Source organism: Streptomyces sp. NPDC058691 (assembly GCF_042714775.1).
Classification (GTDB): Bacteria; Actinomycetota; Actinomycetes; order Streptomycetales; family Streptomycetaceae; genus Actinacidiphila.
Genome location: NZ_JBHXSO010000102.1, coordinates 1 through 15,422 on the forward strand (window position 1 = coordinate 1; position 15,422 = coordinate 15,422).

Annotated in this window: 10 protein-coding genes; 7 read left to right on the forward strand and 3 right to left on the reverse strand. The window is 72.9% G+C overall.

The window, feature by feature from the left end; all coding sequences use genetic code 11:
• Positions 1–138: 138 nt before the first annotated feature.
• Together ACFWVC_RS37135 and ACFWVC_RS37140 are read right to left on the reverse strand one after the other, a co-directional pair.
• A complete protein-coding gene (locus tag ACFWVC_RS37135; RefSeq protein ID WP_384298357.1) occupies positions 139–1,299 on the reverse strand; it encodes a lectin in 1,161 nt (386 codons plus the stop codon).
• A 260-nt stretch (positions 1,300–1,559) separates the two neighbouring features.
• Entirely contained in the window at positions 1,560–4,505 is a 2,946-nt protein-coding gene (locus ACFWVC_RS37140; RefSeq protein WP_384298360.1) for a S8 family serine peptidase, read from the reverse strand.
• Positions 4,506–5,763: 1,258 nt separating this feature from the next.
• Here ACFWVC_RS37140 and ACFWVC_RS37145 point away from each other — a divergent pair.
• The 3 genes from ACFWVC_RS37145 to ACFWVC_RS37155 all read left to right on the forward strand — a co-directional run bounded on the left by ACFWVC_RS37145 (position 5,764) and on the right by ACFWVC_RS37155 (position 8,452).
• Positions 5,764–6,822 carry a LuxR C-terminal-related transcriptional regulator gene (locus ACFWVC_RS37145; protein ID WP_384298363.1) on the forward strand — a complete coding sequence of 353 codons (1,059 nt, stop codon included), beginning with the start codon at positions 5,764–5,766 and terminating at the stop codon, positions 6,820–6,822.
• A 123-nt stretch (positions 6,823–6,945) separates the two neighbouring features.
• Positions 6,946–8,112, forward strand: a complete 1,167-nt coding sequence (locus ACFWVC_RS37150) for a serine/threonine-protein kinase (protein WP_384298366.1) — start codon at positions 6,946–6,948, stop codon at positions 8,110–8,112.
• 217 nt (positions 8,113–8,329) lie between these two features.
• Entirely contained in the window at positions 8,330–8,452 is a 123-nt protein-coding gene (locus ACFWVC_RS37155; protein WP_384298369.1) for a hypothetical protein, read from the forward strand.
• Positions 8,453–8,702: 250 nt separating this feature from the next.
• On the opposite strand, the gene ACFWVC_RS37160 is transcribed toward ACFWVC_RS37155, so the two are convergent.
• Entirely contained in the window at positions 8,703–9,122 is a 420-nt protein-coding gene (locus tag ACFWVC_RS37160; RefSeq protein WP_384298372.1) for a winged helix-turn-helix transcriptional regulator, read from the reverse strand.
• A 320-nt stretch (positions 9,123–9,442) separates the two neighbouring features.
• Here ACFWVC_RS37160 and ACFWVC_RS37165 point away from each other — a divergent pair, with 320 nt between their 5' ends.
• The 4 genes from ACFWVC_RS37165 (at position 9,443) to ACFWVC_RS37180 (ending at position 15,285) form a co-directional block, all read left to right on the forward strand.
• Positions 9,443–10,507 (forward strand): biotin/lipoate A/B protein ligase family protein, encoded by a 1,065-nt coding sequence (locus ACFWVC_RS37165; protein ID WP_384298375.1) that lies wholly within the window; start codon positions 9,443–9,445, stop codon positions 10,505–10,507.
• A gap of 146 nt (positions 10,508–10,653) precedes the next feature.
• Positions 10,654–12,339 carry an ABC transporter ATP-binding protein gene (locus ACFWVC_RS37170; protein WP_384298378.1) on the forward strand — a complete coding sequence of 562 codons (1,686 nt, stop codon included), beginning with the start codon at positions 10,654–10,656 and terminating at the stop codon, positions 12,337–12,339.
• Positions 12,336–14,135 (forward strand): ABC transporter ATP-binding protein, encoded by a 1,800-nt coding sequence (locus ACFWVC_RS37175; protein WP_384298381.1) that lies wholly within the window; start codon positions 12,336–12,338, stop codon positions 14,133–14,135. The genes ACFWVC_RS37170 and ACFWVC_RS37175 overlap by 4 nt, the downstream gene beginning before the upstream one ends.
• 73 nt (positions 14,136–14,208) lie before the next feature.
• Positions 14,209–15,285 carry an ABC transporter substrate-binding protein gene (locus tag ACFWVC_RS37180; protein WP_384298384.1) on the forward strand — a complete coding sequence of 359 codons (1,077 nt, stop codon included), beginning with the start codon at positions 14,209–14,211 and terminating at the stop codon, positions 15,283–15,285.
• The last annotated feature ends 137 nt before the right edge of the window (positions 15,286–15,422 follow it).

Consider the following 15,422-nt stretch of genomic DNA (forward strand, 5'->3'; position numbering starts at 1 on the left):
TAATACCCCACCCCCCCAACCCCCCCCGGCCGGGGCCCGGCGCGGGCCCGCCCCCCCACGTGGTCCGCCGGCCTGGGCCCGGCCGGGGGGCGGCCCGGGGTACCGGGGCCCCCCACGGACGGAAGGGTGTTGTGTCGCTCAGCAGTAGAGGTTGCTGCCCGGGCTGACCCCGAGGATCCCCGTGAACCGCTGGTACGCGCTCACCCGGCTCTGCACCTGCGCCGGGTTGCGGCCGTCGCACTCCAGTGAGCCGTTGATGGAGCGGATCGTCTGGCCGAAGCCGGCCTGGTTCACCATCGCGTTGTGCGGCGTCATCGAACCGGGGCCGTTCTGGGTGTTCCAGTACCACAGGCCGGTCTTCCAGGCGACGGCCGAGTCCTGCTCGACACGCCAGGGGTTGCCCAGCAGGTCGATGCCGAGGGCGTCACCGGCGGCCTTGTAGTTGAAGTTCCAGCTGAGCTGGATCGGGCCGCGGCCGTAGTACGCGGACTGGCCGGCCGGGCAGCCGTAGGGCTGGCCCCAGTCGCAGTAGTGCGAGTAGTTGGCGGTGTTCTGCTCCACCACGTAGACCAGGCCGCCGGTCTCGTGGTTGACGTTGGCGAGGAAGGCCGCGGCCTCCTGCTTCTTCACGGTGTCACTGCCGCTGTTGGCGAAGCCGGGGTAGGCCGACAGCGCCGCGACCAGGCCGCCGTAGGTGTAGAAGCCGTTCCGGCCCGGGAACATCTGGTTGAACTGCGCCTCGCTGACGACGAATCCGGACGGGTTGCCCGGGTTGCCGCCACCGCCGCTCGCCGGGGCGTTCCACTTCTGGTTGGCCCCGCCGGTGCAGGTCCAGATCTGCAGGCGCGTGCCGTTGGCGGAGTTGTTCTCGCGGACGTCCAGGCACTTGTTGGCCGCCGGGTTGACGATGTCGCGGGCCGCGGTGACCACCCACTGCTGGTTGGCGCTGCCGGCGCAGTCCCACAACTGGACCGCCGCGCCGTCGGCGGTGCTGCGGTCCACGACGTCCAGGCACTTCCCGAGGGCCCGCAGTGTGCCGTCGCCGGAGTTCGACCAGCGTTGCGCGTTGGTCCCGTTGCAGTCGTAGAGCTGCACCGCGGTGCCGTTGGCACTGCTCGCGGCGGCCACGTCGACGCACTTGCCGGCCAGTCCGGAGATCTGGCCGTCGGCCGCGTGGGCGGGCGGCGCGGCGACGAAGAGCGCGGCGACGATCGCGGTGAGAACGACCGTGACCAGGGAACGTCCCGCGGCCGCCCGTCGGAGGGAGAAGCGTCTGGCGAGTCTGGTGGACAAGGACATCAGGGCATCGCTCCTTACACGGCGCGCGGCCGTGGCGGTGGGGGAGGGAGCTGTGCAGGAGGGCGCCGCGCCCGGATCAGGGTCCGGAGACGACGCCCATCAGGTCTAGACCATGACAGGGTGACGGGTCCACGTCAACCACTCGAACGGCGCGAATCGCGCGGGTGGTTGGGCGGCGTGGAACGCCGAAGGGCGGGCCGGCAGCCGTGTGGCCACCGGCCCGCCCTTCGGCGGACCGCGTTCGCCCCAATGAGGCCGGTCTAGTAGGAGAAGCGCTCCAGGCCGTTCGCCCACGGGTTCACCAGGTACGCGGTGCGGTGGGCGGGGTCGAGGAACAGGCCCCGGCGGCCGGTGAAGTCGAAGTTGGACGTGGAGATGGTGGAGCTGACGAGATTGGCGACGGGGTGCCGGGCGAGGACCTTACCGGTGTCCGGGTCGAGGACGGTGATCTCGCTCAGCGCGTTGTTGTCGTCCGTGGTGGCCTCCTCGTAGAGGTGCGCGACGAGCGCGACCCCGTGCTCGGCGTCGAGGGCCGGCCACATGACGCCCCTCGTCCCGAGGTCCGCGGGGGTGGAAGTGGCCAGGGTGGCCTGGGAGGCGGAGCGCCAGGTGCTGGTCGGGAACTCGCCACTGGTGTAGTTGGGCGTGACGGGCCCGGCGGCCACGTACACCTTGTCGCCCTTGCCGTCCGGCAGCAGACCGGCGACGCAGGCGGGCATCGTGGCCGGCGGCGACACGGTACGCGCGGTGAGGTCGACCGAGACCGCGTAGTACGGGACGCGCCCGGACAGGCACGGCCCCATGGTCCCGGAGGTGGCCACGAAGAAGATGCCCGTCGAGGAGTCCACCGAGACGTTGCCCAACGCCCGCCCCGGCTGGGAGGCGTTGAGCGGCAGCGGGTCGGAGACGCGGCCGGTGGCCATGTCGACCGTCCAGAGGCTGTCGACCCCGGACACCCCGTCGTACGTCACCACGGCCGCCCGGTGCCGGACCGTGTCGACGGCCCCGCCCATGAAGGAGACCGACGTGGAGTCGCCCTCCGGGTCCAGCGCGGTCGTCCGCACCTCGGCACCGGTGGCGGTGTCCCGCAGGGCGACCTCCGGGAACGTGCCGCCGTCGAAGGGCTGGTGGGCGATCAGCGTGTGGCCCGTCGCGCGGTCGGCCCCCACGACCTCGGACATCATGCCGTTGCCGGTGTCGTGCGCCACGACGGTCCCGAGCTTGCCGTCGGCCAGGGAGTACGCGGTCGTCGCCGAGCCGCGCAGGTGGATCCAGCCGTCGTCCCCGTCCGCGAAGTCGTCCGTGGACAGCAGCGCGGTGTCCCCGCTGACCTCGAAGTTCTCCAGGGTGCCCGAGATCGTCTCGCCGTCGAGGTACTGGACGAACGAGGTGGGTGAGGCCTGCCCGACGGGCTTGCCGCCGTGGGTGGCGATGATCCGGACCGGGTACTGGAGTCCGGTCGGCAGGCCGAGCGCCTTCAGGTCCAGCACCGTCTTGCCCTTCACCGAGGGCAGGGGGCGGAACAGCGTGGACGCGTGGTCGACGCCGTTGTCGTCCCGGCCGCTGCCGTTCTGGTTCGTGGCGGTGTTGAGCGCGCCGTACAGGGTCGGCGCCGGGGTCAGGAACTCGATCGCCGCGCCGTCGGCGTGCTCGGCAGCGGTGGCGTCCCAGTTCACCGTCAGCTTTGCGTCGGAGCGGGTCAGTTCGACCGAGTGCGCCTTCTCCGTGGTCCCGTGGCTCAGCAGGGGTGCTTCCGGACGCTGGTCGGCTCCGGGGCCGATGCGCAGCGCCCGGAAGTCACCGAAGACCTGGCCGTCGTAGAGCGTGACACCGACGCCGTACAGACCCGCGCCGCCCGCCGCGAAGGCGGAGGCCGGGATCGTGACCGAGCCCTTCGTGCCGGTGAGCGGGGTGCGCCACTGGGCACGCCACTTGTCGCTGGTGGTGAACGGCGTCCAGTGCCCGACCGAAGAGAGCACCAGCTCCGGGTCCGTGGTGTCGCGCAGACCCGTGAGGTCGTAGTGCACGGTGACCGGCTTCCCGAGCGGGGTCGCGCCGGGTGCGGTCGGCGCCTGCGGCTGCAGGTGGGTGCCGTCGGTCGCGCTCAGGGTGAGCTTGCGGGAGGCCGAGGCGACGACCTTTCCGCCGTCGAGCGCCTCGAACGTCACCTGGAGACTGCGCGCCTCGGACGAGACGAGCGGCAGGCCCGCCGCCCCCAGCAGCTCACCCGGCAGGACCCGCAGGCTCGGCCCCGAGGAGGGGATCACGCCGTGCTCGCCCACGCGCAGACGGTACGTCAGATCCTTGTGTGCGCCGGTGAGATCGAGCCCGAAGGTGAGCGGGGCGAACGCGTTCTCGCCGGTCGGCACGCCGTCCCAGCCGCCGGCCGGCCCGGCCAGATCGATGGCGGACGGGTCGGTGGCCTCGACGAACGAGGTACTGGGCGTGACCGACATGACCTGGCGCTGCGCGACGGACAGGCGCACCGCCGACGGGGCGAGGTCGTGGCGCTTGGCGAGCACCTTCTCCACGGCGGCCGTCACGTCCAGCTGCGTGCCCATGTGCAGTTCCCGGTCCGCCTGCGGGGGCTGGGCGATCGGCCGCCCGGTGGCGACCAGCAGGTCGCGCACCTTGCGCGGGGTGAGCGTCTGCCCGGTGGCCTTCGCCGCCGCCAGGACGTCGGCCGCCGCGGCGGCGATCATCGGTGCCGACGCGGAGGTGCCGCCGTTGAGCACCACCTGCGGGCCGTCCGAAGTGTGGAACAGCGAGGGCAGGTTGTCGCCGGGCGCGGCCAGGTCGATCCGAGTGCCGAAGCCCGACGAGTAGCCGGCCGAACCGTTGTAGCGGGTCGTCGGGTAGACGGCGGTGCGGACGTCGTCCGAGCTGAGGGTGTCGTCGACGGTGGTGCCGCCCGCGCCGATCACCCCGGTGTCACGCACCAGCGACGGGGTCGTGGTCGGGGCGACGTCGTCGATGCTCGTCTGCGCGTGCGTGCTCGACGTGAGGTCGGTCGGCGTGCTGCCGCCGTCCGGGCCGACGGACACCGGCAGGCCGAGCCGTGTGCCGTCGTTGGAGGAGACGACCACCACGATGCCCGAGTCCACGATGGAACGCAGCGTGTCCCGGATCGCCGGGTCGTCCTCCAGCCACCGCGACGGGAAGCCGATCGACCCGTCGGTGCCGAAGCCGAGGCTGGCGGTGATCACATTCGGGCGCGGCTTCTGCGTGGCGGCGGCGCGCAGGGCCGTCGCGATGCCCTCGGCGGAGGGCTCCTCGGGCACGACGAGCCGGTACTGCGCCCCGGGGGGCGATGCCCAGCAGGTCGGTGGCCCCGCTCCCGGTCGCCTCCGGGCGCTGCCGGTCGTGGGGCAGCGGCGCCATCATCGAGAAGTCGAGCAGCACTTCGCCGAGGTTGGGGTCCTGGCCCTCGATGGACCCGGTCGGGTCGAGCCGGCCCGCCTTGTCGCTGGTGTAGGTCGGGATGAGCGGCAGCGAGGGGTAGTCCAGGTAGCGCTGGCCGTCCTTGACGACGGTCGTGGGTCCGTAGCCGCGTACATAGTCGTCGCCCGCGTCCGCCATGGACTGGTCGGTCAGATCGCCCAGCGAGACGTTGGTGACGATCTGGCCCGCGCCGGGGAGCGCGTGGAGGAGGTCCGCGGAGTCCTGGAAGGCCCCGACGGCGTTCACGCCACCGGAGTTGAGGTAGGACTGGAAGGACGTCGTCAGGCCCTCGTTGGCGGGCAGGCCGCCGGAGGCCGCCGGGGCCGCGGCGCGGGCGCCGCGGCGGGAGCCGAGACCGTCGATCGACTCGCGGACGGAGTCCGGGAGCGTGACGGCACCGGAGTTCATGGTCTGCGGCCGGACCGCCGAGCGGGCACCGCCGGAGGCGGCCCCCAGGGTGTAGGGCGTCAACGCGGCCGCGTCCGCACGGCGTTGGAGGACCGCGGCGGACGGGGAGAGCCGCTCGCCGAGCCCGGTGCGGCCCTGCGGCTGCGGCACCGGGAACGCCCGGGTGGTGCCGTCCTTACGGGTCAGGGTCCCCGTCCCGTCGTCGGACCAGTGCACCACCGAGCCGTCGGCGAGGGTGAGGGAGTGCGCGGCCGGGGCGGCACCCCGCGGCGGCGCCGGGGCGTCGGGTGCGGCGTGGGCGAGCGGGGTCGCGGTGAGGGTGAGGAGGAGAGCGGCGAGCGTCGTCAACCGGGTGCGTCTGAAGCGTGAGGACATGCAACGCCCTTCTGGGTGTGTGCAGGGCCAGCTGCGTCGTCGGGACTGGCGGGGCGGAGATCACCTTGACGGTGCTCCGTCAGCACGGACAAGCTCCGGCGGACGCGGGTTCGCGCAGTTGCGCACATACGCGCCGCGCCGACCCGCGGGTAACCGGTGGGCGGCCCGCGGGCGACGGGCGGGCGACCGGTGGGGCGTACGATCAACTGGCGTTTCCCGATCGACAGATGGGCAGGCCAGATGGATGTCACCTCCGGCGGCCCGTGGACCGGCACCGGGCTCGACCCGCTCAGCGGACGGGTCCTGGAGTTCCTGGTGGGCCACCCCGCGGCCGACGCCGACGCGGTGGCGGCGGCCGCAGGCGTACCGGCCGAGGAGGCCGTACGGGCGTTGCGGACGCTGGAGGACGAACTGCTCGTCCTCCGCGTCGCCGGCCGCCCGACGCGCTGGCGGGCCGGTCCGCCGCGCTCGTCCCTGGGGTCACTGCTCGCCCGCAGGCGCAGCGAACTCGCCCAGGCGGAGCTGTACATGGAGCAGCTCCACGAGGTCTACCGTTCCGTCTCGGGCCCGCACGCCCCGCACCTCGTGGAGGTCCTGGAGCACGCCGAGGAGGTCGCCGCGCGCTACGCCCATCTCCTCAAGGCCAGCCGCCACGAGGTGCTGCACCTGGCGAAGCCGCCGTACGTGACGGGCACGGAGACCGCCTACGGGGACGGGCGGGAACGGCCGGCGGGGGAGACCGCGGTCCACGACGGCGTGCGGCTGCGCTCCGTCTACGAGACCGAGGGCTTCACCGACGAGATGTCCCTGGAGACCGCGTTGCGGGGCACGGCGGGCGGCGGAGAGCTGCGGCTCAGCTCCCGCCTCCCCGTCAAACTGGCCGTCTTCGACCGCACCACCGCCCTGCTGCCGGTCGACAGCGACCACCCCTCGGCCGGGTCGCTGGTGGTCCACGCCCCGGCCATGGTCGCCGTGCTCGTGGCGCTGTTCGAGGGACTGTGGGAGCGGGCGGTGCCCATGTCGCTGGAGAGCCGCCAGGACTGGCCCGTCCCGCGTCAGGCGCGTGAGGCGGACATCGACGAGCGCACCCGCGAGATCCTGCACCTCATGGCCACCGGGATGAAGGACGACGCCATCGCCCGCGTGCTCGGCGTCAGCCGCCGCACCGTCCAGAAGCACGTCAGTGAGGCCGGCACCGCCCTCGGCGCCCGGACCCGCTTCCAGATCGCCCTCCTGGCGGCGGAGCGCGGCTGGCTCGACCAGTGCCCGAGTCCCGCCGAGGCGGTGGCGCGGGTCTGAAGCGTGCGCGCAAGGACGGCACGCCTGTCCCAAGCGGTCGCCAGCATGATGACGCACCGTATGGGTGTGGCTCTTCGGAGCGCACGCCGCCGGCACCACGTAGCGAATGCGGGGGACTTCGCCGTGGAAGCACTCACGCCCGAGGACCCCTCGTGGATCGGGCACTACCGGCTCCTGGCCCGGCTGGGCGCGGGAGGTATGGGCACGGTCTACCTGGGGCGGTCGCCCGCGGGCCGGACGGCGGCGGTGAAGGTGATCCATTCGCGGCTGGCGCACGATCCCGAGTTCAGGCGGCGTTTCCGGGCGGAGGTGCGAGCGGCACAGCGTGTGGACGGCGCGTTCACCGCGCCCGTCCTCGACTTCGACACCGACGGCTCCGCTCCCTGGCTGGCCACCGGGTACGTGCCCGGACTCAGCCTCGAGGAGGCGGCCGGCGTGTCCGGCGAGCCGCTGCCCGCCGCATCGGTCTGGTGGCTGGCCGCCGGACTGGCGGCGGCACTTCAGAACATCCATGACAACGGACTCGTGCACCGGGACCTCAAACCCTCCAACGTCATGCTCACGTTGGACGGGCCCCGCGTCATCGATTTCGGGGTGGCTCGCGTGGTCGACGCCAGCGTCGTCACGCGCACGGGGGCGGTCATCGGCTCTCCGGGCTTCATGTCCCCCGAGCAGGTGCGAGGACTCCATGCAGCCTCGTCGAGCGACGTGTTCAGCCTCGGCTCCGTCCTCGCCTTCGCCGCCACCGGCCGGGCGCCTTTCGGGGACTCGTCCGTCGGCAGCTACGCGCTCATGCTGAAAGTCGTCCAGGACGACCCCGATCTGACGGGCGTGCCCGAGGGTCTGGCCGAGTTGATCCGCAGGTGCATGAGCAAGGATCCGGCCGTGCGTCCTTCGCCGGGGGTCATCGCTTCCGCGGCGGCGAAGGAGACGGCAGGACGGCACCTGGGCGCTTGGCTGCCGCCCGAGTTGATCGTGCAGATCGGGAAGCGCACATCCCGGCTCCTCGATCTCGGGTCGCCGCCGGGCACCCAGCTCGACGGGGCACCTCCACAGCGTGCGACGCCCCCGGGACCACCGACGGACCGCGCGGACCGGCCGCACCGGGTCATCCGTATCCATACGCCCAGCCGACGTCCCAACACCGGGGTTCGGCGTGGCCGCATCCCGCGGCGCCCGTACCACCGTGGGCCGCGACGGCGGGCCTGCCGATCGGTGGTCCGCCGGCGAAGAACAGACGCTGGACGGGGCTGCTCGTCACCGCGGCCACCATCGCCTGCATCGTGCTGATTGCCGTATGGCCCAGGGCGGGGGGCTTGGGCGGTGAGTCGGGTGCGTCGCACTCCTCCGGACCGTCTCGAAGCGCCCCCGCGACGGGAAGCGTCACCGGGAGTCCCACGGCTACCCGCGCGGCGAACGACGGAGCCGGGAGCGTCCCCGCGCCGGCCCCGTCGAGGAGCCCCGCTCAGCGGACAAGACCGTCGACGGCATCCTGGTGCGCGAAGTGATGGCCGAGAACTCGAACTGCATCACGGTCGACATCCGCCTCACGCCCTCCGGCGACCAACTCCTGTACGAGACCACCTATCCGGCGGCGACCAGCAGCCTGAGCCGGAACGACACGGGGTGAGGGCAGCCCCGTAGGCGCACCGAGACGGCGTTCGAGTCACGTCGGAGATCGTCAACGAGTCCGACACCGCGGTCGGGGCCGGTTCGTCGGGGCGGTGGGGACGGAATCGTGACGACGAAGTTCTCCGTCACCAGCGCGGGTGGCACGGCTCGCGGGACGATCACGACCGGGGGGAAGAGGCCGAGTCACGCGAGCGTCCGGTACGGGATCGTCGGGTCTTCACCGGGCGGACGAGATGTCCGCCGCGGGATCACGCTTCTTGGGCGACCGCGTGGCGAAGGTCGTAGGCGGCGCGCGCCTCGTTCACGGTCGTGGCCCGCTTCTCGGTCCACTTGCACAGGGCCCGCGTCTCCTCGGCGATCTCACTGCCGAGCTCGGTCAGCCCGTACATGACCAGCGGCGGAGACGCGTCGGGGTTGACGCTCCGCAGGACGAGGCCGTCACGCTCCATGGTCCGCAGGGTCTGGGACAGCATCTTGCGACTGATGCCGCCCAGGGAACGCTGCAGCTCGGAATAGCGCTGATCGCCGCCTTCCCGGAGGCTCACCAGCATGAGCAGAACCCACTTGTCCGCCAGGTCCACGAACACGTCACGGCTCGGGCAGAGCGCGTCGAGGATGTCCATCGGCCGCGGTGGGGCGCTGATCGCCGGTCCTTCTTCTCGAGCCATGGTAATGACTGTACACCTTGCCCCTAAGGGAAGCCTGGCTTCCACTGGAGGTATGGCCTCCAACGGAGGGTTCCCATGGCGATCGAGCCGGAGCAGAAGACGCCGCACCGGTGCGTTACCTTCCGGTCGCTCGCGGACCCCATGCGTGCCGCCTGGGTCCGCTTCGCCGCGACCGGCAGCCCCTCCACGGCCGCCGTGCCCCACCCGCACCGGGTGGGGCAGGAATCGGTCCGGAGCCGGAAGCGTTCCCGGTCAGCAGGAGGGCGGGCCGCTTCGGCGGTACCGTGACAGCGGACTACGGACGATCAAGGCGGAACGTCATGCACGGCGAGTACAAGGTGCCCGGTGGCAAGCTGGTGGTGGTCGACCTCGACGAGCACGACGGGGTCCTGAGGAACGTCCGGGTCGCGGGGGACTTCTTCCTGGAGCCCGACGAGGCGATCCTGGCCATCGACCGGGCCCTGGAGGGGACGCCCGTGGGCACCGACGCCGCCGGGATCGCGGCGCGCGTCGAGGCCGCGCTCCCCGAGGGCACCGTGATGTACGGGCTCACGGCCGAGGGCATCGCCGTCGCGGTGCGCCGGGCGGTCGCGCAGGCGACGGACTGGACCGACTACGACTGGCAGCTGATCCGGGAGGCCCCGCAGTCGCCTGAGCTCCACATGGCGCTGGACGAGGTCATCACCGCGGAGGTCGCCGCCGGCCGGCGTCCGCCGACCCTGCGCGTGTGGGAGTGGGGAGCCCCGGCGGTCATCATCGGCAGCTTCCAGTCGCTGCGCAACGAGGTCGACCCGCAGGGCGCGGAGCGCCACGGCATCACCGTCGTACGGCGCATCTCCGGCGGCGGCGCCATGTTCGTGGAGCCCGGCAACACCATCACGTACTCCCTGTCGGTGCCCGCGTCGCTGGTGTCGGGGCTGTCCTTCGCCGACTCCTACGCCTATCTGGACGACTGGGTGCTGGAGGCGCTGGGCGACATGGGCATCAAGGCGTGGTACCAGCCGCTGAACGACATCGCCACGGACGCCGGCAAGATCGCCGGTGCCGCGCAGAAGCGCGTGGTGGGACCGGACGGCGGCGCCGGCGCGGTGCTGCACCACGTGACGATGTCCTACGACATCGACGCCGACAAGATGCTCGAAGTGCTGCGCATCGGCCGCGAGAAGCTCTCCGACAAGGGCACCGGCAGCGCGAAGAAGCGCGTCGACCCGCTGCGGCGGCAGACCGGCCTTCCCCGGCAGACCGTCATCGACCGGATGGTCGACTCCTTCCGCGCCCGCTACGGCCTCACCACCGGTCAGGTCACCGCGGAGGAACTCGCGCGTGCCGAGGAACTCGCCGCGACGAAGTTCGGAACGCCGGAGTGGACCGCGCGGGTTCCGTAACGGCCCAGCGCTCGTCCCGGCACCGCGCGGAAGCTCAAGACCCCTGCCGCCTTGACCCGGACCCTCCTAGTTAGACTAGCCTTACCTAAGTTGATGGGTGGGTGGCCGGTCGAGGGCCGGTCAGGTTTTCCGGAGGGGTGCGCGGAGTGCGAACGAAGGTGCCGCCGGGGCGCGATGTCCTGCTGCGGACGGTCAGGAGCCGCGGGCGGGACGTCGCCACCGGCGCGGTGCTCGGGGCCGGGCACCAGTTCGGGGAGGCACTTGTCCCCGTCCTGATCGGCCTCGTCATCGACCGGGCCGTCGCCGGGGGCGACGCAGGCGCGCTGCTGCTCTGGCTCGCGGTGCTGGCCGTGGTGTACGTCGGACTCTCCTTCAGCTTCCGCTTCGGCGCCCGTGCCGGGGAACGCGCCGCCGAACAGGCCGCGCACGAGCTCCGGATCGCCCTCGTGCGGCGGGTCCTGGACCCCGGCGGCGGCGCGGAGCGGGGCCGACTGCCCGGCGAGCTCGCGAACATCGCGACCGAGGACGCCAAGCGCGTCGGCGCCGTCAACATGGCCGTGATGACCGGCATTTCGGCGCTCACCGGACTCCTGGTGAGCGCCGTGGCCCTGCTGCGGATCTCCCTCCCGCTCGGCCTGGTCGTCCTCCTCGGCACACCGGTGCTGCTCTGGCTCGGGCATCTGCTCAGCAAGCCGCTGGAGCGGCGCAGCGAGGCCGAGCAGGAACAGGCCGCGCACGCCTCCGGAGTCGCCGCGGACCTGGTGACGGGACTGCGGGTGCTCAAGGGCATCGGCGCCCAGGCCGCCGCCGTCGAACGGTACCGGCGCACCAGCCGCGCCTCGCTGGGCGCCACGGTGCGGGCGGCGCGCGCGGAGGCGTGGCAGAGCGGGGTGGTGCTCACCCTCACCGGCGTCTTCATCGCCGTGGTCGCGCTGATCGGCGGACGGCTCGCCCTGGCCGGCGACATCACTTTGGGCCAGCTCGTCTCCGCGGTCGGGCTGGCGCTCTTCCTGATCGGGCCGCTGGAGGTGTTCGCCTGGGCCAACGCCGAGTTCGCCCAGGGCCGGGCGTCCGCGGCGCGCATCGCGGCCGTGCTCGCCGCCGAGCCCGGTGTGCGGGCCGGCGCGGCCGTCCTGCCCGACCCCGTGCGCGGCGGACTGCGGCTGCGCGGCGTCAGCCTCGGCGCGCTCCGCGAGGCCGACCTCGACGTCAGCCCCGGCGAACTGCTGGGCGTCGCCAGCACCGACCCCGCCGCCGCCCAGGCACTGCTCGACTGCCTGGGCCGCACCGCGGACCCCGAAACCGGCGTCGTCGAACTGGACGGCGTGCCCCTGCCGGACCTCGACCCGGCCCGGCTGCGCACGGTGGTCCTCGTCGCGGCCCACGACGCGGACCTCTTCGAGGGCACCCTCGACGACAACCTGGGCGGCACCGGGCACCACACCGACCGCGCGCTGGCCGCCGCCTGCGCCGACGAGGTCGCCCGGGCCCTCCCGCTGGGCACCGCCACCGAGATCACCGAGGGCGGCCGTTCACTCTCCGGCGGCCAGCGCCAGCGCGTCGTCCTCGCCCGCGCCCTCGCCACGGAGCGGGCGGTGCTCGTCGTGCACGACCCCACCACGGCCGTCGACGCCGTCACCGAGGCCCGCATCGCCGCCGGGCTGCGCGAGCACCGCCGCGGACGCACGACCCTCGTGGTCACCAACAGCCCCGCCCTGCTGTCCGTCACCGACCGCGTCGTGCTGCTCGACGGGGGCCGGGTGACCGCCGACGGCGTACACGGCGATCTCGTGCACGACGACGCGACCTACCGGACGGCGGTACTGGCATGACGACGGCACCCACGACGGCGACGGGATCGCCGGAACGCGAACTGCTGCCCACGGCGACGCCCGCCAGAACCCGGGCGGCGGTGCGCGAACTGCTGCGCCCGCACCGGGCACTGGCCGTGTGCGGGGCCGCGGTGATGGTGGCGGCCACGGCGGTGGGGCTGCTGACGCAGCCTCTGCTGGGGCACATCGTCGACCTGGTCACGGACCGGAGCCCGGCGGGCTCGCTGACGCTGCCGGTGGTCCTGCTCGTGCTCGTCGCGGTGGCCCAGGGCGTGGCCACCGCCCTCGGCATGTCGCTGGTGTCGCGGCTCGGCGAGACCGCCCTGGCCGAGCTGCGGGAACGCTTCGTGGAACGCGCCCTTTCGCTGCCGCTGGACCGCCTGGAGCGGGCCGGCTCCGGCGACCTCAACGCCCGTGTCACGCGCGACGTGTCGCGGGTGGCCGAGGCGATCCGCACCGCGCTGCCCGAACTGGTCCGCTCCGGCCTGTCGATCGTGCTGACGCTGGCGGCGCTGGCGGTGCTGGACTGGCGGTTCCTGCTGGCGGCGCTGCTCGCGGTGCCCGTACAGGCGCACACCGCGCGCTGGTACGTCCGCAGCGCCGGCCCGCTGTACGCCAAGGAGCGCATCGCCACCGGCGCCCAGCAGCAGCAGTTGCTCGACACGATCGGCGGCGCGGCCACCGTGCGCGCCTACCGGGCCGAGGCCGGGCACACCGCACATGTCACCGAACGGTCCAACGCGGCCGTCGATCTGACGCTGCGCGGGGTCCAGCTGGTGCTGCGCTTCTACAGCCGGCTGCACGTGGCCGAGTACACCGGACTCGCCGCCGTGCTCGTGACCGGATTCCTGCTGGTGCGCGCCGGTTCCGTGTCGATCGGCACGGCGACGGCGGCGGCGCTGTACTTCCACAGTCTCTTCGGTCCGGTGAACACCGCCCTGGTGCTGCTGGACGACGCCCAGTCGGCCGGTGCGGGCCTCGCCCGGCTGGTCGGCGTGGTCGACGAGCCGGTGGCCGCGGTCGCGGAGCCGGAACCGCCCGCGGATCCCGCGGACTTCGGAGGCGTCCCCACCGTCACGGTGGAGGGCGTCGGCCACGCCTACGTCCCGGGCCGGCCGGTGCTGAGCGACGTGGACCTGGTCCTGCGGCCCAAGGAGAAGGTCGCCCTCGTCGGTGCCAGCGGCGCGGGCAAGACCACACTCGCCAAGATCGTCGTCGGCATCCACCGGCCGTCGTCCGGCCGGATCGACGTCGGTGGCAGAGAACCCGCGGAGACCGGGCGCACGGTGGCCCTGGTCACGCAGGAGGTGCACGTCTTCGCTGGCCCGCTCACCGAGGACCTGCGGCTGGCACGGCCGGACGCCACCGACGAGGAACTGCGCGAGGCCCTGGAACGGGTCGGCGCGCTCGGCTGGGCCGAGGCGCTCCCCGAGGGGCTCGACACGGTCGTCGGCGAGGGTGGTCACCGGCTGACCGCGGACCGCTCCCAGCAACTCGCCCTCGCCCGGCTGGTACTGGCCGACCCGCCGGTGGCCGTCCTCGACGAGGCCACCGCGGAGGCCGGCAGCGCCGGCGCCGGACGGCTGGAGGAGGCCGCCGAACGCGCCCTGGAGGGGCGCACCGCCCTGGTCGTCGCGCACCGGCTCAGCCAGGCCGCCTCGGCCGACCGGGTCGTGGTGATGGAGGACGGCCGCATCGCCGAGAGCGGCACCCATGACGAACTGCTCGCCGCCGGGGGGCCGTACGCCGCCCTGTGGCGGGCGTGGGCGGAGAACCGCAGCAGCGCCCGGCCGTGACCGGCCGCGGGCTTCCACCGACCCGTGACAGACCCATCCCGTCCAGAACCGGAACGAACAGAAGGATCACGTGATGCCCCGCGCCACCAGAGCCACCCGGATCGCCGGACTGCTCGCCTCCGTGCTGATGCTCGTCGGCGCGGTAGCCGCCTGCGGCTCCTCCGACTCGGCCTCCGATTCCTCGAAGTCGGGCCCCTCCGGCTCCGCCAAGGCGTCGGAGAGCACCGCCTTCCCCGTCACCATCGCCCACAAGTTCGGCAGCACCACGATCAAGGCCGAGCCCAAGCGCGTGGTCACCGTGGGCCTCACCGACCAGGACGCCGTCCTCGCGCTCGGCACCGTGCCCGTCGGCACCACCGAGTGGGTCGGCGGCTACAAGGGCGCCATCGGCCCCTGGGCCCAGGACAATCTCGGCTCCGCCGCCGTGCCGACAGTCCTGAAGGACACCGGCACCGGGCCGCAGGTCGAGAAGGTCGCCGCCCTGAAGCCCGACCTGATCCTCGCGCTGTACTCGGGGCTGAGCAAGGCCCAGTACGACACGCTGTCGAAGTTCGCCCCGGTCGTGGCCCAGCCCAAGGAGTACAACGACTGGGGCATTCCGTGGCAGCAGCAGACCGAGACCATCGGCAAGGCGCTCGGCAAGCCCGACGAGGCCAAGAAGCTCGTCGACGGCGTCGAGGCGGAGTTCGCCGCGGCCGCGAAGGCCAACCCCGCCTTCGCCAAGGCCACCGCGGTGATGGCGACCCCGTACGAGGGCACCTTCGTCTACGGCAGCCAGGACGCCCGCTCCCGGCTGCTGGCCGACCTCGGTCTGAAGCTCCCCACCGGCCTGGACAAGGCGATCGGCAACCGGTTCGGCGCGAACATCAGCAAGGAGCGCACCGACCTGCTCGACCAGAGCGTCGCCGTCTGGATCCTGCCCGACACCGGCACGGCCGTCACCAAGCTGCACCAGGACAAGCTCTACGCCGACCTCAAGGTCGTCAAGGAGGGCCGCGAGGTCTTCGTCGACGAGTCGAGCGACTTCGGAAACGCCGTCTCCCTCTCGACCGTGCTCAGCATCCCCTACGTCCTCGACCGCCTCGTCCCGCAGCTCGCGGCCGCGGTGGACGGCGACCCGGCCACGAAGGTGGAGCAGCCCGCTTCCTGATGACGCGTCGGGGGGGGGGGGGGGCGCCGCCCCCCCCCCCCCCCCCCCGGAGGCAGGCCCCGCCCGCGCCCGCCCCCCGCCCGCCCCCCCGCGGGCGGGGGGGGCTGAAAACACCCGCGAATGAGGGGGGGGGTAGA

Excerpts from the sequence above, each read along its gene's own strand:
- ACFWVC_RS37135 (WP_384298357.1), bottom strand. The coding sequence starts at position 1,299 with ATGTCCTTGTCCACCAGACTCGCCAGACGCTTCTCCCTCCGACGGGCG.
- ACFWVC_RS37145 (WP_384298363.1), top strand. The coding sequence starts at position 5,764 with ATGGATGTCACCTCCGGCGGCCCGTGGACCGGCACCGGGCTCGACCCG.
- ACFWVC_RS37155 (WP_384298369.1), top strand. The coding sequence starts at position 8,330 with ATGGCCGAGAACTCGAACTGCATCACGGTCGACATCCGCCTCACGCCC.
- ACFWVC_RS37160 (WP_384298372.1), bottom strand. The coding sequence starts at position 9,122 with ATGGCTCGAGAAGAAGGACCGGCGATCAGCGCCCCACCGCGGCCGATG.
- ACFWVC_RS37165 (WP_384298375.1), top strand. The coding sequence starts at position 9,443 with ATGCACGGCGAGTACAAGGTGCCCGGTGGCAAGCTGGTGGTGGTCGAC.
- ACFWVC_RS37175 (WP_384298381.1), top strand. The coding sequence starts at position 12,336 with ATGACGACGGCACCCACGACGGCGACGGGATCGCCGGAACGCGAACTG.
- ACFWVC_RS37180 (WP_384298384.1), top strand. The coding sequence starts at position 14,209 with ATGCCCCGCGCCACCAGAGCCACCCGGATCGCCGGACTGCTCGCCTCC.